This is a genomic window from Serratia sp. HMSC15F11 (genome assembly GCF_001808215.1).
Taxonomy (GTDB): Bacteria; Pseudomonadota; Gammaproteobacteria; order Enterobacterales; family Enterobacteriaceae; genus Serratia; species Serratia nevei.
Genome location: NZ_KV792462.1, coordinates 101,562 through 121,164, shown reverse-complemented (window position 1 = coordinate 121,164; position 19,603 = coordinate 101,562). Strand labels below are relative to the sequence as shown.

The 19,603-nt window shown below is 62.8% G+C and carries 19 protein-coding genes; 11 read left to right on the top strand and 8 right to left on the bottom strand.

Going from position 1 to position 19,603, the window contains the following annotated elements; all coding sequences use genetic code 11:
• From HMPREF3138_RS13020 to HMPREF3138_RS13005, 4 genes are all read left to right on the top strand, one after another.
• Window positions 1-809 (top strand): ABC transporter permease subunit (locus tag HMPREF3138_RS13020; protein WP_246828726.1); only part of this gene is annotated, 809 nt, incomplete at its 5' end.
• A gap of 10 nt (window positions 810-819) precedes the next feature.
• Entirely contained in the window at window positions 820-2,106 is a 1,287-nt protein-coding gene (gene livM, locus HMPREF3138_RS13015) for a high-affinity branched-chain amino acid ABC transporter permease LivM (protein ID WP_038877923.1), read from the top strand.
• Window positions 2,103-2,978 carry an ABC transporter ATP-binding protein gene (locus tag HMPREF3138_RS13010; protein WP_038877925.1) on the top strand — a complete coding sequence of 292 codons (876 nt, stop codon included), beginning with the start codon at window positions 2,103-2,105 and terminating at the stop codon, window positions 2,976-2,978. Before livM ends, HMPREF3138_RS13010 begins: the two co-directional genes overlap by 4 nt.
• Window positions 2,975-3,691 carry an ABC transporter ATP-binding protein gene (locus HMPREF3138_RS13005; protein WP_038877927.1) on the top strand — a complete coding sequence of 239 codons (717 nt, stop codon included), beginning with the start codon at window positions 2,975-2,977 and terminating at the stop codon, window positions 3,689-3,691. The genes HMPREF3138_RS13010 and HMPREF3138_RS13005 overlap by 4 nt, the downstream gene beginning before the upstream one ends.
• A gap of 30 nt (window positions 3,692-3,721) precedes the next feature.
• Here the strand turns inward: HMPREF3138_RS13005 and HMPREF3138_RS13000 are convergent, their stop codons facing one another.
• Window positions 3,722-4,144, bottom strand: a complete 423-nt coding sequence (locus HMPREF3138_RS13000) for a winged helix-turn-helix transcriptional regulator (protein WP_038877929.1) — start codon at window positions 4,142-4,144, stop codon at window positions 3,722-3,724.
• Between the two features lie 86 nt (window positions 4,145-4,230).
• Here HMPREF3138_RS13000 and HMPREF3138_RS12995 point away from each other — a divergent pair, with 86 nt between their 5' ends.
• Complete coding sequence (locus tag HMPREF3138_RS12995) at window positions 4,231-5,178, top strand: aromatic alcohol reductase (RefSeq protein WP_038877931.1); 948 nt, start codon at window positions 4,231-4,233, stop codon at window positions 5,176-5,178.
• Window positions 5,179-5,195: 17 nt separating this feature from the next.
• On the opposite strand, the gene HMPREF3138_RS12990 is transcribed toward HMPREF3138_RS12995, so the two are convergent.
• Window positions 5,196-5,882: an aspartyl/asparaginyl beta-hydroxylase domain-containing protein gene (locus HMPREF3138_RS12990; RefSeq protein WP_038877933.1), complete on the bottom strand. Its 687-nt coding sequence runs from the start codon at window positions 5,880-5,882 to the stop codon at window positions 5,196-5,198.
• Window positions 5,883-6,150: 268 nt separating this feature from the next.
• On the opposite strand from HMPREF3138_RS12990, the gene HMPREF3138_RS12985 reads away from it, so the two are divergent.
• The 6 genes from HMPREF3138_RS12985 (at window position 6,151) to HMPREF3138_RS12960 (ending at window position 13,070) form a co-directional block, all read left to right on the top strand.
• Window positions 6,151-7,341: a sugar transporter gene (locus HMPREF3138_RS12985; protein WP_038877935.1), complete on the top strand. Its 1,191-nt coding sequence runs from the start codon at window positions 6,151-6,153 to the stop codon at window positions 7,339-7,341.
• 174 nt (window positions 7,342-7,515) lie between these two features.
• Window positions 7,516-8,910, top strand: coding sequence for an MFS transporter (locus tag HMPREF3138_RS12980; RefSeq protein ID WP_174135406.1), 1,395 nt, complete (start codon window positions 7,516-7,518; stop codon window positions 8,908-8,910).
• 142 nt (window positions 8,911-9,052) lie between these two features.
• On the top strand, window positions 9,053-9,883 hold the full coding sequence (locus tag HMPREF3138_RS12975) for an alpha/beta fold hydrolase (protein ID WP_038877939.1): 831 nt from the start codon (window positions 9,053-9,055) through the stop codon (window positions 9,881-9,883).
• A 9-nt stretch (window positions 9,884-9,892) separates the two neighbouring features.
• Window positions 9,893-10,318 carry a DoxX family protein gene (locus HMPREF3138_RS12970; RefSeq protein ID WP_038877941.1) on the top strand — a complete coding sequence of 142 codons (426 nt, stop codon included), beginning with the start codon at window positions 9,893-9,895 and terminating at the stop codon, window positions 10,316-10,318.
• Window positions 10,311-11,921: an MFS transporter gene (locus HMPREF3138_RS12965; RefSeq protein ID WP_038877943.1), complete on the top strand. Its 1,611-nt coding sequence runs from the start codon at window positions 10,311-10,313 to the stop codon at window positions 11,919-11,921. Before HMPREF3138_RS12970 ends, HMPREF3138_RS12965 begins: the two co-directional genes overlap by 8 nt.
• A gap of 96 nt (window positions 11,922-12,017) precedes the next feature.
• Window positions 12,018-13,070: an NAD(P)H-dependent flavin oxidoreductase gene (locus HMPREF3138_RS12960; RefSeq protein ID WP_038877945.1), complete on the top strand. Its 1,053-nt coding sequence runs from the start codon at window positions 12,018-12,020 to the stop codon at window positions 13,068-13,070.
• A 45-nt stretch (window positions 13,071-13,115) separates the two neighbouring features.
• On the opposite strand, the gene HMPREF3138_RS12955 is transcribed toward HMPREF3138_RS12960, so the two are convergent.
• From HMPREF3138_RS12955 to katG, 6 genes are all read right to left on the bottom strand, one after another.
• A complete protein-coding gene (locus tag HMPREF3138_RS12955) occupies window positions 13,116-14,405 on the bottom strand; it encodes an alginate export family protein (protein WP_038877949.1) in 1,290 nt (429 codons plus the stop codon).
• Window positions 14,406-14,446: 41 nt separating this feature from the next.
• Window positions 14,447-15,346 (bottom strand): VOC family protein, encoded by a 900-nt coding sequence (locus HMPREF3138_RS12950; RefSeq protein WP_038877951.1) that lies wholly within the window; start codon window positions 15,344-15,346, stop codon window positions 14,447-14,449.
• A gap of 483 nt (window positions 15,347-15,829) precedes the next feature.
• Complete coding sequence (locus HMPREF3138_RS12945) at window positions 15,830-16,189, bottom strand: DUF805 domain-containing protein (RefSeq protein WP_049193807.1); 360 nt, start codon at window positions 16,187-16,189, stop codon at window positions 15,830-15,832.
• Entirely contained in the window at window positions 16,182-16,631 is a 450-nt protein-coding gene (locus tag HMPREF3138_RS12940) for a hypothetical protein (RefSeq protein WP_038877953.1), read from the bottom strand. Before HMPREF3138_RS12940 ends, HMPREF3138_RS12945 begins: the two co-directional genes overlap by 8 nt.
• Window positions 16,628-17,209 carry a hypothetical protein gene (locus HMPREF3138_RS12935; RefSeq protein WP_049193805.1) on the bottom strand — a complete coding sequence of 194 codons (582 nt, stop codon included), beginning with the start codon at window positions 17,207-17,209 and terminating at the stop codon, window positions 16,628-16,630. Before HMPREF3138_RS12935 ends, HMPREF3138_RS12940 begins: the two co-directional genes overlap by 4 nt.
• Window positions 17,210-17,398: 189 nt before the next feature.
• A complete protein-coding gene (katG, locus tag HMPREF3138_RS12930) occupies window positions 17,399-19,594 on the bottom strand; it encodes a catalase/peroxidase HPI (protein WP_038877955.1) in 2,196 nt (731 codons plus the stop codon).
• Window positions 19,595-19,603 lie beyond the last annotated feature (9 nt).

Genomic DNA, 19,603 nt, shown 5'->3' with positions numbered 1-19,603 from the left:
TCAACTTCGCCCACGGCGAGGTGTACATGATTTCCGTCTACCTGTGCGCCATCGGCTTGGCGCTGCTGTCGTTCTTCGGGCTGCACTCGTTCCCGCTGCTGATCCTCGGCACGCTGGTGCTCACCATCGTCATCACCGGGGTGTACGGCTGGGTGATCGAGCGCATCGCCTACAGGCCGCTGCGCAACTCCACCCGCCTGGCGCCCTTGATCTCCGCCATCGGCATGTCGTTAATCCTGCAAAACTACGCGCAGATCAGCCAGGGGCCGCGCCAGCAGGGCATCCCGACGCTGCTGAGCGGTGTGTTCCGCCTGGAGTTCGACGGCGGCGTGGTGCAGATCACTTACACCAAGGTGTTTATTTTGGTGGCGTCGCTGCTCGGCATGGCGATCCTTACCTACATCATTCAGCGCACCCGGCTGGGGCGCATCTGCCGCGCCACCCAGCAGGATCGCAAAATGGCCTCGATTCTCGGCATCAATACCGATCGGGTGATCTCGCTGGTGTTCGTGATCGGCGCCGCCATGGCCGGGCTGGCCGGGGTGCTGATCACCATGAACTACGGCACCTTCGATTTTTACGTCGGCTTTATCATCGGCATCAAGGCCTTCACCGCCGCGGTGCTGGGCGGCATCGGCTCGCTGCCGGGCGCGATGCTGGGCGGGCTGCTGCTCGGCGTGGCGGAGGCGCAGTTCGCCGGCATGGTGAACTCGGATTACAAGGACGTGTTCTCCTTCGGGTTGCTGGTGGCGATCCTGATCTTCCGTCCGCAGGGCCTGCTCGGCCGGCCGCTGATCGCCAAGGTTTAAGGAGAACGCCATGTCGCAATCCGTGATCAACGGCGGGCTGGACGTTAAACGCAGCCTGCTGGACGCCGTCTTGGCCGGGCTGATCGCCCTGATCGTGTTCGGGCCGATCGTCGGCATCGTGCTGAACGGCTACAGCTTCAACTTCGAGCCGCACCGGCTGGTGTGGATTATCGTCGCGGTGATGGCCGGGCGGCTGCTGCTGAGCCTGTTCCTGCAAACCGCGCCGGGGCGCAGGGTGTTGGCGCGCTTCGACGGTGGCAACGACGGCGTTTACGTGCGGCCGCTGGGCTATAAATCCAACCTGCGCTGGATCCTGCCGCTGATGGCGGCGATCGCGCTGCTGTTCCCGTTCGTCGCCACCAAATACCTGCTGACGGTGGCGATCCTCGGCCTGATCTACGTGCTGCTCGGCCTGGGGCTGAACATCGTGGTCGGCCTGGCGGGGCTGCTCGATCTGGGGTACGTGGCGTTTTACGCCATCGGTGCCTACGGACTGGCGTTGGGCTACCAGTATCTCGGGCTCGGTTTTTGGGCGATGCTGCCGCTGGGGGCGCTGATGGCGGCGTTGGCCGGCGCGCTGCTGGGCTTTCCGGTGCTGCGCATGCACGGCGACTATCTCGCCATCGTTACGCTCGGGTTCGGCGAGATCATCCGGCTGGTGCTGAACAACTGGATGTCGCTCACCGGCGGGCCGAACGGCGTCTCGGTGCCGGCGCCGACGGTGTTCGGCCTGGAGTTCGGCCGCCGCGCCAAAGACGGCGGGGTGCCGATCCACAAATTTCTCGGCATCGATTACAACCCCAACCTCAAGTTCATTTTCATCTATGCGGTGCTGTTTTTGGTGGTGCTGCTGGTGCTGTACATCAAGCACCGGCTGACGCGCATGCCGATCGGCCGCGCCTGGGAGGCGCTGCGCGAGGATGAGATAGCCTGCCGCTCTCTCGGGCTCAATCACGTGCTGGTGAAGCTGTCGGCGTTTATGCTGGGCGCCTCCACCGCCGGGCTGGCGGGGGTATTTTTCGCCACCTATCAGGGCTTCGTCAACCCGACCTCGTTCACCTTCTTCGAGTCGGCGCTGATCCTGGCGATCGTGGTGCTGGGCGGCATGGGCTCCACCCTCGGCGTGGTGCTGGCGGCCTTCGTGCTGACGGTGGCGCCGGAGCTGCTGCGCAGTTTCGCCGAATACCGGGTGCTGCTGTTCGGCGTGCTGATGGTGGCGATGATGATCTGGCGGCCGCGCGGGCTGGTGCGCATCAGCCGCGCCAGCTTCGCCGAACGCAAGGGGGTGGCGCCATGAGCGACGCCATTTTACGGGTGGAGCACCTGATGATGCGCTTTGGCGGCATCAAGGCGCTGAACGACGTCAATTTGGAGGTGGAGCGCGGCTCCATCACCGCCCTGATTGGCCCCAACGGCGCCGGCAAGACCACGGTGTTCAACTGCCTGACCGGTTTTTACCGCGCCAGCGGCGGCGCGATCCTGCTCAATACCCACAAGCGGCCGACCGACGTGATCCAGGTGCTGGGGCAGAAGTTTCGCGCCGGCGACTGGATACGCCCGAAGCGGTTCGGCTCGCGCCTCTATTACAAGATGTTCGGCGGCACCCATCTGGTCAACCGCGCCGGGCTGGCGCGCACCTTCCAGAATATCCGCCTGTTCCGTGAAATGTCGGTGGTGGAGAACCTGCTGGTGGCGCAGCACATGCAGAGCAACCGCAACCTGATCGCCGGGGTGCTGAACACGCCGGGCTACCGCCGGGCGGAGAGCGCCGCGCTGGATCACGCTTTCTACTGGCTGGAGGTGGTGGATCTGGTGGACTGCGCCAACCGGCTGGCGGGGGAGATGTCCTATGGCCAGCAGCGGCGGCTGGAGATCGCGCGCGCCATGTGCACCGCGCCGGAGATGATCTGCCTCGACGAGCCGGCCGCCGGGCTGAACCCGGTGGAAACGGCTACGCTGAGCCGCATCATCCGTTTTCTGCGCCAGCATCACGGCATCACGGTGCTGCTGATCGAGCATGACATGGGCATGGTGATGGAGATCTCCGATCGGGTGATCGTGCTCGATCACGGCGACGTGATCGCCCGCGGCACGCCGCAGGAGATCCAGCACAATGAGGCGGTGATCGCCGCCTACCTGGGCGCGGACGAAGAGGAGCTGGCGGGATGAGCGAAGCGATGCTGGAATTTCGCGAAGTGGACGTGTTTTACGGGCCGATCCAGGCGCTGTGCCAGGTGTCACTGCAGGTCAACGCTGGGGAGACGGTGGCGCTGATCGGCGCCAACGGCGCGGGCAAATCCACGCTGTTGATGTCAATCTTCGGCCAGCCGCGCATCGCCGGCGGGCAGATCCTGTTTGGCGGCGAGGACATCAGCCGCCGCTCCACGCACTACGTGGCGGCCGGCGGCATCGCGCAGGCGCCGGAGGGGCGGCGCATCTTTCCGGACATGAGCGTGGAGGAGAACCTGCTGATGGGCACCATCACCGTCGGCAACCGCTATCTGGAAGAGGATTTGCCGCGCATGTTCGAGCTGTTTCCGCGCCTCAAGGAGCGGCGCAACCAGCGGGCGATGACCCTGTCCGGCGGCGAGCAGCAGATGCTGGCGATCGCCCGCGCGCTGATGAGCCGGCCGAAGCTGCTGCTGCTGGACGAGCCGAGCCTGGGGCTGGCGCCGATCGTGGTGCGGCAGATCTTCGGCGTGCTGCGCGAGCTGACCCGCAGCGGCATGACGCTGTTTCTGGTGGAGCAGAACGCCAACCATGCGCTGAAGCTGTCCGATCGCGGCTATGTGATGGTCAACGGCCAGATCCGCCTCACCGGCAGCGGGCAGGAGCTGTTGAACGATCCGGAGGTAAGAAAGGCCTATCTGGGCGGCGGTTGAGCGCCGCCCCACGGGCAGGGAGGCCCGCGTTCATCCCTCGGCGGCGCTTCGTTCTTGATCATCGTAGCGTGAGCGGGCCGCCCTGAAGGCGTCGGCGGAGGCGATAATCCACGACCAGAGCGGCAGCATGTTGAGCAGCATCTCTTTCCCCGCGTCGGTGATGGTGTAAACCACGCGGGGCAGCTTTTCCTGATAATCGCAGCGCGATATCAGCCCGTCCCGTTCGAGATGGCGCAGCGTCCGCGTCAGCATTCTCTGCGTCACGCCCGCTAATTGGCGGCCTATCTCGCCGTGGCGCAGCGGCCCGTGGGTGCCCAGGATATGCAATACCCCCAGCGACCAACGGTTGCCCGCATGCGCGAGGATCTCACGCTTCAACCCTTCATCGTCGTTGCTCAATTCTTCACAGAACGCCTGCGAAAATTGCAGCAGCGTTTCCCGATCGTTCGCCATATTCCTCTCCGGTATCACGCGTGTACCTAATTGAACCCGTTTTTGTCAGCTGTCAGGATGGCGCAGTGTCAAGACAGGAGGCAAGAATGAAATCCACAAATCCATCCATCAATACCGTGCTCATACTCGGCGCCGGTGAACTGGGGCTGCCGGTATTGCGCGCGATGAGCCGGCAGGCCCGGTTACACCACGCTTTAAATATCAGCGTGCTGCTGCGGCCGGAGGCTGCCCGCGCCGTCACCGGCCCGCATCGCGCGCGGCGGGATGCGCTGGCGCGGCTCGGTATCGCCGTGGTGGAAGGCGATCTGCAGCAAAACAGCGTGGATGAGCTGAGTACGCTGCTGCGCGGCTTTGACGCGGTGATCAACTGCAGCGGCTTTGTCGGCGGGGCGGGCACGCAGATAAAGATCACCCAGGCCGTTTTGCAGGCGGGCGTGGCGCGTTATTTCCCGTGGCAGTTCGGCGTGGACTACGATGTTGTCGGTACAGGCAGCGGGCAACAGGTGTGGGATGAACAGCTCGAAGTGCGCCACCTGCTGCGTGCGCAGAAGGCGACGGAGTGGGTGATTGTTTCCACGGGCATTTTCACCAGCTACCTGTTTGACTCGGGTTTTGGCGTGGTGGACGCGGCCACCAAAACGGTGCGCGCGTTGGGCGACTGGCGTTACGCGGTGACGCTGACCACCCCCGAGGACATTGGCCGGCTGACGGCCGCGATTTTTTTCCATCGGCCCGCGTTTCGCAACCAGGTGGTCTATATCGCCGGGGACACGTTGACCTACCGCGAGCTTGCCGATGTCATGCAGGCGCACTGGGGCGTTGAGGTCAACAGAGTCCTGTTGAACAAAGAGCGGCTGCAGGAGGAGGTGCTGAACCATCCGCGTGACGTCGGCGCCAAATACCGGCTGGCTTTCGCCCGGCCCGACGGCGTGGCCTGGGATAAGGCGAAGACCTTCAATGCGCGCCAGGGTATAGCCACCACCACCGCCGAGCAGTGGCTGGCGCAGCAATGCCCGACCTCGCAGGACGGTTAGTCGCCTGAGCGCCGGACTTAGAACTGGCGCTGCATCCAGCGCACGTTCAGCCGCACCAGGGCGATGATGGCGCTGGAGAGCAGCCGCAGCCCGCCGGGTATGTCGCGGCGGCGGATGTCCAGCAGCAGCACGGTGCGCACCTGCGCGCTGTCGTTCCACACCTCGTGTTCGAAGGTATCGTCCCACAGCATGAACTCCCCCTCGTGCAGCCGGTATTCGCGGCCGTCCACTTTCAGCACCGCCGCCGGCACCCCGTCGGCGCGTTTGGGCATGTCCAGCACCAGATAGCCGCGCAGAATGCCGCGGAACGGCCCGCGGTGGGGCGGCACCTGTTTACCGGGCGCCAGGAAGGAGAGCGAGGCGGACAGCACGTCCGGCGACGAGGCGATCAGCGCCGCCAGCGTCGGGCAGCGTGCCAGGTTGCGGGCGATCGGCTGGCCGTAGGCCTTCATGATGAACATGCGCCAGTCGCGCGCGTCGTTGGCGGAGATCGATTCCTGCTGGATCATGATCTCGTGAAAACGGGGAATATTGTGCAGATCGTGGGCGACGGTCAGCGCCTCCTCGCGGATCTGCCGCCATTGGGCGGTGAAACGTTCGGCGTCGGGGAACAGCGCGGCGCTGTCGAGCACCGGCTTGCCCTGAATGCGGCGATCGTAAACATTGCGCAATGCGAGCACGGACCAATCATAAATCGCGGACATAATGACCTCGCCTCAGAAAACGCCAAATGGACACTGCGCGCGGCTCTTCGGCGCGGCGCGTCGTCTGCGGCGGCCGGAGGGGAAGAGCGGCAGGAAAAATTGGTACGCTTCAATAGATTAGCACAGCATTTGTGCAACTGTGTGTCTGCGAATGTGTCGAAATGCGGCGAATAAAACCACACAATTAAAGTGTGACGCGTATCGCATTTAGCGGGCCGGTTGGTTAAAATATCGCTACTTGCCCGCACCTGTCCGGATTTTGTTTACCATGGAACACGCTGCCGTTTCGCGCTCAACCGCCTGGTTGCGCGTGGTTATCCTCGCCGTCTCGGCCTTTATCTTCAACACCACCGAATTTATTCCGGTCGGTCTGCTGAGCGACATCGCCGCCAGCTTCTCGATGCAAACCGAGCAGGTCGGCCTGATCATCACCATCTACGCCTGGATCGTCGCCGCCGCCTCGTTGGCGTGCATGCTGCTGACCAGCAAAATCGAGCGCCGCAAGCTGCTGATCGGCGTGTTCATGCTGTTTATCGCCAGCCACGTGCTGACCGCCGTGGCCTGGAACTTCACCACGCTGGTCATCTCGCGCGCCGGCGTGGCGCTGGCGCACTCGGTGTTCTGGTCGATCACCGCCTCGCTGGCGATCCGCGTGGCGCCGCCAGGCAAGAAAGCCCAGGCGCTGAGCCTGCTGGCGGGCGGCACCGCGCTGGCGATGGTGCTCGGCCTGCCGCTCGGGCGGGTGGTGGGGCAGCTGCTCGGCTGGCGCATGACCTTTATCGGCATCGCGGTGTGCGCCACCCTGGCGCTGGTGCTGCTGTGGCGCCTGCTGCCGGTGCTGAAAAGCGAGCACTCCGGTTCGCTGGCCAGCGTGCCGCTGCTGTTCAAACGCCCGGCGCTGTTGGCGCTGTACATGCTGACCGTCATCGTGGTGACGGCGCACTTCACCGCCTACAGTTACATCGAGCCGTTTATCCAGACCGTGGCCGGGCTGTCGGAGAACTTCACCACGCTGATGCTGCTGCTGTTCGGCGCCGCCGGCATCGTCGGCAGCTTACTGTTCAGCCGCTACAGCGAGCGTTTTCCTTCCGGCTTCTTTATCGGCGCCATCGCGCTGCTGACGTTGAGCCTGGTGCTGCTGTTGCCGGCCGCCGGCAGCGAAAGCCACCTGACCGTGCTGTGCATTTTCTGGGGTATGGCGATCATGGCCATCGGCCTGTCGATGCAGGCCAAAGTGCTGAGCCTGGCGCCGGACGCCACCGACGTGGCGATGGCGATCTTCTCCGGCCTGTACAACTTCGGCATCGGCAGCGGCGCGCTGTTGGGCAACCAGGTGAGCCTGCATCTGGGCATGGGCAACATCGGCTTCGTCGCCGCGCCGCTGGCGCTGATCGCCCTCGGCTGGTGCCTGCTGAACTTCTACCGCAGCGAACGGCTGCAGCAGCACCCCAGCCGTTAAACCACCGATTCGGGGGGCCGTTGCGGCACCCCGCGCTGTATTTTCCTGCGATAAAACAGGCTGCTGCAGCGTTTTATGCTTAACTTTTTTTCATAGTCTGCTAATTAAAAATTTAACTCCGACGCCGCTTCGTTAGCATAGAAAGTCATCAAAAATGTTAATGCGAGGTTAACGGTGAGTGACTCTGTAGCGGCGTCGCCGATCCATGCGCGGGATTTGGCGGCCAGAATCGACGCCTTGCCCGCGTCGGCCGGCCTGTGGCGCTTTATCATTCTGCTGTCGCTGGGCGGCTTTTTCGAACTCTACGATCTGTTCCAGACCGGCTATATCAGCACCGGTCTTATCGCCGACGGTATTTTCCACACCGGCGCGCAGGGCGTCTTCGGCGTCTCGGACCAGGCGGCTTTCGCTTCTGCCACCTTTCTCGGCCTGTTCGTCGGCGCCAGCCTGCTGAGCCCGTACGCCGATCGCTTCGGCCGCCGCGCCACCTTTATGTTCGCCCTGATCTGGTATGGCGCCTTCTCGTTGCTGCTGGCGTTTCAACAGCAGGCAGAGTGGGTGATCTTTCTGCGCTTTCTGGTGGGCGTCGGGCTCGGCATTGAGCTGGTGACCATCGATACCTACCTGACGGAGTGGGTGCCCGCGCATCTGCGCACCCGGGCTTTCGCCTTCGCGTTCTTCGTGCAGTTCCTGTCGGTGCCGGCGGTGGCGCTGATGTCCTGGTGGCTGGTGCCGCAGACCATTTGGGGCCTGAGCGGCTGGCGCTACGTGGTGATCGCCGGCGCACTGGCTTCGCTGGTGATCTGGTTGGTGCGCAAGGGGCTACCGGAGTCGCCGCGCTGGCTGGTGCAGCAGCGGCGCTATGCGCAGGCCCGGCAGGTGATGCGGGATATGGAGCGGCGCTGCGGCGTGGCGCCCGCGGACTTTCCGTCGCGCCCGGTTGACGATGCCGAGGGTGCGCCGCTGCGCGGCCGCTTTCGCGACATCTGGGCGCCGCAGTATCGCGATCGCACGCTGATGCTGGTGGTGATGAATTTCTTTCAGGCCATCGGCTTCTTCGGTTTCGGCAACTGGCTGCCGGCGCTGCTGTCGGGCAAGGGCGCTTCGGTCACCCACAGCCTGCTTTACGCTTTCTTCATCACGCTGGCCTACCCGCTGGGCTCGCTGCTGTGCAGCTTCTATGCCGACAAGATGGAGAATAAGTGGCAGATCGTGTTGTCGTGCCTGGTAACAGTGATCTTCGGCTCGCTGTTCGCGCTGCAGAACAACCCGCTGTGGCTGATCCTGTGCGGTTTCTTCATCACCTGGTCCAACGCCTGGTTGACCTACAGCTACCACTCGTATCAATCCGAGATCTTCCCGACCCACATCCGCGCCCGCGCCGTCGGTTTCTGCTACTCCTTCAGCCGCCTGTCGACGGTGTTCAGCAGCATCATCATCGGCATTATCTTGCAGTACGGCGGCTCGCTGGGGGTGATCGCGTTTATCGTCGCCAGCATGCTGATCGTGATGCTGGTGATCGGGCTGTTCGGCCCGAAAACGCGCGGTATCGATCTGGAAAACATCTGACGTTTTACGCCGGCGGTGACGCCGGCCTCTTCAGCAAAAAAACTCGCGATCATACGAAAATTATTCCGTTATCACTGCTTTTGCGCCTGCCGTACTGTTACCCGGTACAAAATCCAATTCAATACCGAGCGGGGAACACGTCATGAGCATCCTCACCGCGCCCGATGGCGCGCGCATTTTCTACAAGGATTGGGGCCGCGGCCAGCCGATCCTGTTCTCCCACGGTTGGCCGCTGTCCGCCGACGCCTGGGACAACCAGCTGCTGTTTTTCGGCCAGAGCGGGTTCCGGGTGATCGCCCACGATCGCCGCGGCCACGGCCGTTCGGATCAGACCTGGCACGGTAACGACATTAACCAATACGCCGACGATCTGGCTCTGCTGATTGAAACGCTGGATCTGCGCGATCTGATCCTGGTCGGCCACGCCATCGGCGGCGGCGAAGTGGCGCGCTACATCGGCCGCCACGGCAGCGATCGGGTGGCGAAGGTGGTGCTGGTGGGCGCCGTGCCGCCGCTGATGCTGCAAACGCCGGCCAACCCGGAAGGCGCACCCATGGCGGCCTTCGACGGCATTCGCAGCGGCGTGGCGGGCAACCGCTCGCAGTTCTTCAAAGATCTGGCGGTGCCGTTCTACGGCTTCCATTGCGACGAGGTGGAGAGCAATGCGGGGCTGATCGACCACTTCTGGCTGATGGCCATGCAGGGCGGTGTGAAAGGGCAGTACGACGGCGTGAGCGCGTTCTCCGAAGTGGATTACACCGCCGATCTGTTGGCGATCGACAAGCCGACGCTGCTGGTGCACGGCGACGCCGATCAGATCGTGCCGATCGGCGCCTCGGCGCTGAAAGCCGCTAAGCTTATGCAACAGGCGGAGCTGAACGTTTACGCCGGCGGCGCTCACGGCTTGGCGCAGGTCGATCCCGATCGCTTCAACGCCGATCTGCTGGCCTTTATCCAGAATTCGCCGTTCTAAGGGGGCGCGATGAACCTGACTGCTATCGCCGCCCGCTGCGCGCAGCGGCTGCATGCGCCCGCAGTGCGCTGGCTGCTGCTGCTCGCCATTTGCGCTGCCTACATCCAGGGCGGGTTGGTCAAGGCGCTGAACGTCGAAGGCGCGGTTGCCGAGATGACCCACTTCGGCCTGCAGCCGGCGGCGCTGTTCGCCGTGCTGGTGACGCTGCTGGAACTGGCGGCGTCGGCGCTGATCCTGAGCGGCTTTTATCGCTGGCTCGGCGCGTTGGCGCTGGCCGGTTTTACCCTGATGGCGACGCTGATGGCCAATCCGTTCTGGCAGTTCGACGGGGCGGAACGCGGCCAGATGATGAACGGATTTTTTGAACACCTCGGGCTGGCCGGCGCGCTGTTGCTGGTGGCATTTAACGATTTGAAGGAGCGAGCGGATGGCTGAACAGACGGAAAACAAGGCGGCGGCGGGCGGCTTCGCGCCGCTGAAAATCCCATTATTTGCGGTGCTGTGGGGCGCCACGGTGCTCGGCAACGTCGGCAGCTTTATGCGCGACGTCGCCAGCTCGTGGCTGATCACCGACCTGTCGAGCAAGCCCTCGGCGGTGGCGCTGATGCAGACCGCCGCCACGCTGCCGGTGTTTCTGCTGGCGATCCCGGCCGGGGTGCTGTCGGACATTCTCGATCGGCGGCGCTTTCTGATCTTCGTGCAAATTCTGCTGGCCTGCGTCAGCGGCAGCCTGCTGGTGCTGTCACAGACCGGTGCGTTGACGGTGGAATACCTGCTGGCGCTGACCTTCGTCGGCGGCATCGGTGCGGCGCTGATGGGGCCGACCTGGCAGGCGATCGTGCCGGAGCTGGTGCCGCGCACCGAGCTGAAAAACGCCGTGGCGCTGAACTCGCTGGGCATTAACATCGCCCGCTCCATCGGCCCGGCGGCCGGCGGTCTGCTGCTGGCCAGCTTCGGCGCCGGCGCAGCCTACGGCGCGGACGTGATGAGCTATGTGCTGGTGATCGCGGCGCTGCTGTGGTGGAAGCGGCCGAAGGCCGAGGACAGCGGCCTGTCGGAACACTTCTTCGGCGCTTTCCGCGCCGGGCTGCGCTATGCCCGTTCCAGCCGTGAGCTGCACGTGGTGCTGCTGCGGGCAGCGGTGTTCTTCGCCTTCTCCAGCTCGGTCTGGGCGCTGCTGCCGCTGGTGGCGCGCCGCATGCTGGGCGGCAGCGCCGGTTTTTACGGCGTGCTGCTGGGGGCGGTAGGCGCCGGGGCGATCCTCGGGGCGATCGCGCTGCCGCGCCTGCGCCAGCGGCTCAACGCTGACGGGCTGGTGCTGCTGGCGGCGGTGCTCACCGCCGTGGTGATGGCGGCCCTGTCGCTGGCGCCGCCGCAGTGGCTGGCGGTGGTACTGCTGTTGGTGCTGGGCGCCGGCTGGATCATTGCGCTGACTACGCTCAACGGCGCGGCGCAGGGCGTGCTGCCCAACTGGGTGCGCGGCCGCGGCCTGGCCATCTACCTGATGGTGTTCAACGGCGCGATGGCGGCGGGCAGCCTGCTGTGGGGGCTGGTGGCACAGGAGCTGGGCGTGGCCGCCACGCTGCTGGTCGGCGGCGTCGGCCTGTTGGCGGCGGGGCTGCTGTTCCACCGCCTGCGCTTGCCGACCGGCGAGGCCGATCTGCAGCCGTCGAACCATTGGCCGGAGCCGCTGGTCAACACGCCGGTTGAGAACGATCGCGGCCCGGTGATGATTCAGGTGGAGTACCGCATCCGCGAACAGGATCGGCCGCAGTTCTTGCGCATGCTACTGATGCTGGAGCGGGCGCGTCGCCGCGACGGCGCTTACGCCTGGGGCATCACCGAGCACACCGGCGATCCGGAATGCATCATGGAGTGGTTCCTGGTGGAGTCCTGGGCGGAGCACCTGCGGCAGCACCAGCGGGTGTCGCACGCCGACGCCGATCTGCAGCAGGAGGCGCTGCGCTTCCACATCGGGCCGGAGAAACCGGTGGTGCATCACTTCCTGTCGCTCGACAGGCATCAGGCGAAGCATTAACTGCACGGCCAGGCGGTGAGAAGGTGCTATGCTTTTGGTCGGTTCGGCGGCGCGGCCGCCGTAAGACGAATGTAGTCAGCACAGGGAGACACATTGATGACGGCACCTTCTGCTTTTGCCCGCGAGCTTGGGCTGCGCTATCCGATCGTTCAGGGGCCGATGAACGGCGCGTCGCCGCCGGCGTTGGCGGTGGCGGTGAGCAACGCCGGGGCGCTGGGCTCGTGCGCGGCGGCGCTGTTTTCACCGGCGGTGATCCTCGAACGGGTGCAGCAGATCCGCGCGCAGACCGCCGCGCCGTTCAACATCAATCTGTTTCTGCTCGATGAGCAGCACCCGGATCTCGCCGAGCTCAAGCGCGCCCAGCACCTGCTGCGGCCGTTCCGCGAAGCGCTGGGGCTGAGCGAGCCGCCGATCCCCACCCAATTTGCCGAAAACAACCGTGACCAGATCGCGGCCTTGCTGGAGGCTGCGCCGCCGGTGGCCAGCTTCACCTTCGGCGTGCTGCCGCGCGCCACGGTTACGCAGTTCAAGAAGGCCGGCTCGCGGGTGATCGGCACCGCCACCACGGTGGCGGAAGCCCGCGCCTGGGAAGAGGCGGGTGCCGACTTCGTTTGCGTCTCGGGCTCGGAGGCGGGCGGGCACCGCCCGACCTTCCTCGGCGACATCGAGCAATCCTGCGTCGGCCTGATGGCCCTGCTGCCGCAGGTGGTGGCGGCGGTGAAGATCCCGGTGATCGCCGCAGGCGGCATCATGAACGGGCGCGGCATCGCGGCGGCGCGCTTGCTGGGCGCGCAGGCGGCGCAGCTGGGCACCGCGTTCCTGTGCAGCCCGGAGTCGGGCATCGCCGAAGCCTGGCGGGCGGCGCTGCGCAACGCCGGTGATGACAGCACGCGCCTGACGCGCGCCTTCAGCGGCCGCCCGGCGCGCGGTATCGTCAATGATTTCATGTGCCAGATGCGCGCGGAAGAGGCGCAGATCCTGCCTTATCCGGTGCAGAACGCGCTCACCGGCGATATCCGCCAGGCGGCGGCCAAGGCCGGTCGCGGAGAGTTTATGTCGCTGTGGGCCGGGCAGGGCGTGGGCCTGGCACGGCCGATGCCGGCGGCGGAGCTGGTCGCCACCCTGGCGGCGGAGCTGGAAGCGCTGTAAGGGAGACGGGGCGCCAGATTCGGCGCCCTTTTTCTTGGCCTGGCGTTAAAAGCTGTAGGTGCCCTGCGCCAGCACGAAGTTCATGTTTTTCAGCCCGGCATGCTGTTGCAGGCTGTGGCCGACGTCGAAGTAGACATAGGCCACCTTGAACTGAAGATCGCTGCGCGGTGTCCAGGTGGTTTCGACCTGATACTGATTGCCGATAAAGCGCGAGCCTTGCTCGCTGCCTTTCACCGGGCGCATCGGCCCGAGGTAGAAGGCATCCTCGCGACGTTGTCGCCACAACGCGTCCCAGCTGAAATCGATGGACAGGGTTTGCCAAGGCGTAATCGTGACCGAAGGGTGGATGGCGATCAGGTTAGCCGGCGCCACCAGCCCGTTCTCGGTCAGGTAGGGCAGCTTGGGGTACATGGCGTTAAAGGTATTGAGCTGCCCATCGCGACCGTTTTTATCGCCGCTGGCGATGCCAATTTTGCCGCCGAAGCGCGGTTGCCAGCGCCAGTCGCTCACCGTATACCCGGCGTGCGCCGACGCCGACCAGGCGCGGATGTCGCGCTGTTCTGCGCTGCCGAACTGCCAGGCGGCCTCGTTGTCCCAGTCGAATCCCTGCGCCGCGCCGAAAATGCGCGCGCCGACGGTATAACGCCGCTCTTGCCCGCTGAGCTGCGCGTAGTGGGCATCGCTATCCTCAAAGCCGAAGGTGTAGAGATCGAGCGAGGAAGCCAGCGCGGCCAGCGGCGTGGTGCCGTACAGCCCCCACACCTTTTGGCTGTTGTCGGTATCGTCGTCGAAACTGCCGGTTTTAAGGGTGACGGGATGGCCGATAAAGGCGTCGAGGCGGTTTTTATCCTTGGCCCAGCTGGCGCGGACGGCGTCGAAAGAACGGCGCACGTTGGGGCCGTCGCGGGTGCCCATCAGGTGCAGCGAACCCAGCGCAATCTCCTGGCGGCCGACCCGCAGGGTGCCGAGGCCGTAGGCGGTGGGCAGTTTTAAGTCCACATAGCCTTGGCCGAGGTAGGCATGATCTTCGTCGGTCGGCTTGCGCCCACGGTCGCGCGGCGTGGCCAGTGACGATCCCACCTGCACATAGGCGCCGAAATAGTCGCCGTAGTCGAGGCGCGCGCCAACCAGCAAGCGCTGCATGAAGGTATCGTCGCGTCCGCCGCTCAGATCCCGTTGATCCGTCCATTCATAGCGCTCGCGCAGTGAACCGTCGAAAGACAGGGTGGCCGCATCGTCCAACGGGATGTTTTTCCAGGGGGACGCGGCGGGCTCCGCCGCCAGGGCGGGGAGCGTGGAGAACAGCAACAGTGCGGGTAGCGTGCGTTTCATCATGGATATCCGAAGAAAAAAGCGCGCCGCAGCGCGCCTTGGGTTTATTTAGCCGCCTGGTGAATTTCGGCGATGTAGCCGCCGGGGAAACGCACCAGCGCCGAGGCGCGGCGCTCCGCCGCCGTCGAACGCCACAGCACCTGCGCGCCGCTGGCTGTCGCTTTGGCCAGCGTGGCCGGCAGATCGTCGACGCCATAGCCGGTGCGCTCATGGCCGAACGGATAAGGCAGATGCCCGTCGGTGACGAAAATGCGCGTTTTGCCGAAGCGGGAGTCCAGTTCGATCTGACGGATCTTGCCGTTGTCGCTGCGGCCGATCGCCGTATCGCTGACCCGTTCGTCGCTCACGACCTTGCCGTGCGAGAACGCCTGGTAGCTTTTCAGGAAATCGTCGACGCGGTAGGCGGAGAGATACAGGCGGTTTTCCGGCACGCTCAGCAGCGGCTTGTAGTCAGGCGCCTTGGTGTGCCAATAGAGCTGCATGTTGACGCCGCCGGGCCACTGGATCACCGCGTCGCGGCCGATGGGATCGTCGAAAGGCTCGACCTGCACATCGGCGCCGGCGGCCCTGGCCTGGTGGATGGCGGCGTCCATATCCCTGACCAGAAAACCATTGCGCTCGGTGCCGAACGGGTGCGGGATCGGCGTTTTGAAATCGAACACCGAGAAGCTGCCGGCCGGCGTCAGTATCAGCTGGGAGTAGGTTTCGCTCGGCGTGGGCGTGACGTTGACCAGCACGCGTTCGGTGCTGGTACCGCCGAAGGTTTTCAGGATGCTGTCGACAAAGGCATCCATCTTGCCGCGTTCGACGTAGACATGGGTGGTGTCATATTGCGGCCCTACGGCGAGAGACGCCGTATCGGCCGCCCAGGACATTGCCGGGAGCAGCAGCGCAAGGGCCGATATCCTCAGCCGACGAGAAGAAATACCGATGATATGTTGCATGATGACCTCCAGGTAGCGGTTATTTTCCTGAGTGAAGCGTAATTTCCTATGAGCTTTCTCGTCGGCTGAAAAATAAAAGCGAAAAACGCAATGTGCGTCGTGAAACATTAAATAAGGGCGACGTTCTGGCGCCTAAGCGAATATCGCGCAGGTGCAGAACCTCTCTTTTTATTGGCATAAGAACGGTGGGCGCCTTTGGCAGGCGGGCCCGCAGCCGCTAAGGGGCAGCGATGAGAATAAGGCCCGCCTTGGCGCATATTGAGGTGAATCGAGGATAATCCATAACGGTGTTCTCCTGGATGGGATATATCGCATTAGCCAGCTGAGTTTACGGTCTCCATTGCCGTCTAAATATAAATACAGCATTAAAAGAATTGCCGCCCATCAAATTTTTATATGACTTGTTGAGTAAATACGAATAAGCGGGTAAAGAGAATATCGCGGCGCCAGCCATGGCTCGCCGAAGCAGGCCGTTGAGGGGGCTTACGCCAGGTTTGGGCGATCGTCGTAAGGATTGTTGAGGTTCTTTGCGGGAAGGAACAGCGCGAAGATCAGCATTACATAGGGTGTGAAGCAGAACCATGTCAGGCACCAACCACCGGAGTAACCCGCATCGTGCAAACGGCGCACATTGGCCGCTAGCATAGGCAGCAAAAACGCCGCAAGCGCGAAAATGGAAATCTCATTCATCTTGCTGGCGATAACAGCGAGATAAAGCAGAAACCAAACGTGCTGGCACAAAAGCAGCATTGAATAAGGCCCACGGCTTTCGCGACCTGAGTAGGTGAAGGTCTTTTTGTAACTGCTGAGTAGACTATTCAGGATTCTCGGTTGTTTAGACATTGCGTGCTGATTGTCCTGACTTGTTGACGAGCCATAGCGACGAACAGGTTAAAACCAGAGAAATAAGCGCTGGGCCAGCAAGGTTAAACTGTTCAATAGCAATTGCATCCATCGGGATTTTGTTGAGAGGTTCTAGGAACTTGCTCTTAAGTATCAAGATGACGAGAAGGTAGACGAAGTGGATACCCGCCCAAGTGCTATAGATAACGGCATATCGTCTAAGGGATTTTGATTTTTTTGTCAGTACGATCTGCGTCAGGATGATGACACCGCACAAAATGAAAATCCCGGCGGCCTTAAACTGGGTAACGACCGTTGCTGCAACGTCAGAAACAAACAATGTTTTCCCGGCAAAGTAGAGCTTTGCCATTGGGATGTGCAGAAAATAACCAATAAAACCATAAATGACTATCAGACTAATGAACAGCATCGTTTTCTTCATTTTTTTAGCTCCTTGGCGCTGCTCAAGGATAACATCAAATTTTTCATTTCTAGTTCAGTACGAATCATTATCAGATTCTTGGTCGTCTTGTTGTATTTTGCCATTGCAGTAGGGGCTGATTGTCCACCGTTGCTCATAATGAATGAGACGTCTTTCCTGCCATAGAGCTTCATCTCTGGGATAGGATCTTGGCCATAAATGTAAGGTGTGGGTACGTTAATCTTATAGGATTTTCCTAAAAATTCGGGGAGGGGTGCTTTTGCTCCATCCAGAGGTGTTATTCTTGTTTCAAATCCGGCGAACTCCAGTGAATAGAGCGTGCTGCCCCCTTGTTTGTCTCTACTGACCAAGTCGTTGCCCATCAGTATCTTAAATTTTTCCCAAATGCCGAGCTGTGTATAGTCGACCTTTCGCCCCTCCCAAAAAACCTCTTGTTCCTTACGCAATTGGTAGACGTAGCGCTGGATTTGTACAGCAGAAGGAGAGAAGTGTCCTATGGACGGGAGTCCATTTTTGCTGAAAATTTGTTCTTTAATGATAAATATTCCTGTTTCTCCGTAAACATTAATATCGTCCATGATTACTCCTATTTTATTGATTTTTAATATTTTTAAATTGTCTTTGTATACATTTAATCGCCTAACCTATCATGGGGTTATAAATTTTATCAATCAGTTAGTCATTTTTATGTGTTGTGTCGTCGGTTTTTACCCTCAAATTAAAAAGCCCGCCAGGTTTACCGTGGCGGGCTTTGTGCTGTCGCTTAGTTACGCCAGATCGAAACGATCGAGGTTCATCACTTTGTTCCAGGCGGCGACGAAGTCGTGGGCGAACTTCTCTTGCCCGTCGGCGCTGCCGTAGACTTCGGCCAGCGCGCGCAGCTGCGCGTGCGAACCGAACACCAGATCGACGCGGGTGCCGGTCCATTTAACCGCGCCGCTGCGGCGATCGCGCCCTTCGAACAGGCCGTCTTCACCCACCGGGTGCCAGGTGGTGCCCATGTCGAGCAGGTTGACGAAGAAGTCGTTGGTCAGCGCCTGCGGGCGATGGGTGAATACGCCGTGCTGCGTGCCGCCGACGTTGGCGCCGAGCGCCCGCAGCCCGCCGACCAGCACCGTCATTTCCGGCGCGGTCAGGGTCAGCAGCTGCGCCTTGTCGACCAGCAGCGTTTCGGCCGGCACGCGGTATTTGCCCTTCAGGAAGTTGCGGAAACCGTCGGCGAGCGGCTCCATCGCCTCGAAGGAGTCCACGTCGGTCTGTTCCTGCGAGGCGTCCATGCGGCCCGGGGCGAACGGCACCGTCAGGGTGAAACCGGCGTTCTTCGCCGCCTGTTCCACGCCCGCCGCGCCGGCCAGCACGATCAGATCCGCCAGCGAGACGCGTTTGCCGCCGGTCTGCGCATCGTTGAAGGCGCGTTGGATGCTCTCCAGCTTGGCCAGCGTCGCGGCGAGCTGCGCAGGTTGGTTGACCGCCCAGTCCTTTTGCGGCGTCAGGCGAATGCGCGCGCCGTTGGCGCCGCCGCGCTTGTCTGAGCCGCGGAAGCTGGAAGCAGAAGCCCAGGCGGTGGAGACCAGCGCCGACACCGACAGGCCGGAAGCCAGCACGGCGTTTTTCAGCGCGGCGATATCCTGCTCGTCGATCAGCGGATGATCGACCGCCGGGATCGGATCCTGCCAAATCAGCTCTTCCTGCGGCACTTCCGGGCCGAGGTAGCGCGCACGCGGCCCCATGTCGCGGTGGGTCAGCTTGAACCAGGCGCGGGCGAAGGCGTCGGCCAGCTCTTCCGGGTGCTCATAGAAGCGGCGCGAAATCTTCTCGTAGGCCGGATCGAAGCGCAGCGACAGGTCGGTGGTCAGCATGGTCGGGCGGCGTTTCTTGTTGGGATCGAAGGCGTCGGGAATGGTTTCACCGATGTCTTTCGCCACCCACTGGTGCGCGCCGGCCGGGCTTTGGCTCAGCTCCCATTCGTATTCGAACAGGTGGCGGAAGAAGTCGTGGTTCCACTGGGTCGGGGTGGTGGTCCAGGTGACTTCCAGGCCGCTGGTGATGGCGTCTTTGCCGACGCCGGTGCCGAAGGTGCTGTGCCAGCCGAGACCCTGCGACTCCAGCCCGGCCGCTTCAGGATCGGCGCCGACGTGAGACGCCGGGCCGGCGCCGTGGGTCTTGCCGAAGGTGTGGCCGCCGGCGATCAACGCCACGGTTTCTTCGTCGTTCATCGCCATGCGGGCGAAGGTTTCACGGATGTCGCGCGCGGCGGCCACCGGATCGGGATTGCCGTCCGGGCCTTCCGGGTTGACGTAAATCAGACCCATCTGCACCGCCGCCAGCGGGTCTTCCAGGTCACGGTCGCCCGAGTAGCGGCTGTTCGGCCCGCCGCTCAGTTCCAGCCAGATCTTCTCAGAGCCCCAGTAGACGTCGTCCGGCTCCCAGGTGTCGGCGCGGCCGCCGGCGTAGCCGAAGGTTTTGAAGCCCATCGATTCCAGCGCCACGTTGCCGGTCAGGATAATCAGGTCGGCCCAGGAGATGTTGCGGCCGTATTTCTGCTTGATAGGCCACAGCAAACGGCGCGCCTTGTCGAGGCTGACGTTGTCCGGCCAGCTGTTGAGCGGGGCGAAGCGCTGCTGGCCTTCGCCTGCGCCGCCGCGGCCGTCGCCGATGCGGTAGGTGCCGGCGCTGTGCCAGGCCATGCGGATGAACAGGCCGCCGTAGTGGCCGAAGTCCGCCGGCCACCATGCCTGCGAGTCGGTCATCAGGGCGTGCAGATCCTGTTTGACCGCCGCCAGATCGAGGCTGTTGAAGGCATCGGCGTAGTTGAAGTCTTTATCCATCGGATCGGACAGGGGGGAGTGCTGGTGCAGCGGTTTCAGGCTGAGCTGATTAGGCCACCAATCCTGATTGGTGGGGCCGTTCTGTGGTGCGGGCTGCTTGCCGCCCGAAAACGGGCATTTGCTTTCAGTTGTCATAATGCGCTC

Coding starts and splice junctions, on each gene's coding strand:
- HMPREF3138_RS12950 (WP_038877951.1), bottom strand. CDS start 15,346: ATGCAACATATCATCGGTATTTCTTCTCGTCGGCTGAGGATATCGGCC.
- HMPREF3138_RS13000 (WP_038877929.1), bottom strand. CDS start 4,144: ATGGCGAACGATCGGGAAACGCTGCTGCAATTTTCGCAGGCGTTCTGT.
- HMPREF3138_RS12940 (WP_038877953.1), bottom strand. CDS start 16,631: ATGAAGAAAACGATGCTGTTCATTAGTCTGATAGTCATTTATGGTTTT.
- HMPREF3138_RS12970 (WP_038877941.1), top strand. CDS start 9,893: ATGAACCTGACTGCTATCGCCGCCCGCTGCGCGCAGCGGCTGCATGCG.
- katG (WP_038877955.1), bottom strand. CDS start 19,594: ATGACAACTGAAAGCAAATGCCCGTTTTCGGGCGGCAAGCAGCCCGCA.
- HMPREF3138_RS12990 (WP_038877933.1), bottom strand. CDS start 5,882: ATGTCCGCGATTTATGATTGGTCCGTGCTCGCATTGCGCAATGTTTAC.
- HMPREF3138_RS13005 (WP_038877927.1), top strand. CDS start 2,975: ATGAGCGAAGCGATGCTGGAATTTCGCGAAGTGGACGTGTTTTACGGG.
- HMPREF3138_RS12975 (WP_038877939.1), top strand. CDS start 9,053: ATGAGCATCCTCACCGCGCCCGATGGCGCGCGCATTTTCTACAAGGAT.
- HMPREF3138_RS12945 (WP_049193807.1), bottom strand. CDS start 16,189: ATGTCTAAACAACCGAGAATCCTGAATAGTCTACTCAGCAGTTACAAA.
- HMPREF3138_RS12965 (WP_038877943.1), top strand. CDS start 10,311: ATGGCTGAACAGACGGAAAACAAGGCGGCGGCGGGCGGCTTCGCGCCG.
- HMPREF3138_RS12985 (WP_038877935.1), top strand. CDS start 6,151: ATGGAACACGCTGCCGTTTCGCGCTCAACCGCCTGGTTGCGCGTGGTT.
- HMPREF3138_RS13010 (WP_038877925.1), top strand. CDS start 2,103: ATGAGCGACGCCATTTTACGGGTGGAGCACCTGATGATGCGCTTTGGC.
- HMPREF3138_RS12995 (WP_038877931.1), top strand. CDS start 4,231: ATGAAATCCACAAATCCATCCATCAATACCGTGCTCATACTCGGCGCC.
- HMPREF3138_RS12960 (WP_038877945.1), top strand. CDS start 12,018: ATGACGGCACCTTCTGCTTTTGCCCGCGAGCTTGGGCTGCGCTATCCG.
- HMPREF3138_RS12955 (WP_038877949.1), bottom strand. CDS start 14,405: ATGATGAAACGCACGCTACCCGCACTGTTGCTGTTCTCCACGCTCCCC.
- HMPREF3138_RS12935 (WP_049193805.1), bottom strand. CDS start 17,209: ATGGACGATATTAATGTTTACGGAGAAACAGGAATATTTATCATTAAA.
- livM (WP_038877923.1), top strand. CDS start 820: ATGTCGCAATCCGTGATCAACGGCGGGCTGGACGTTAAACGCAGCCTG.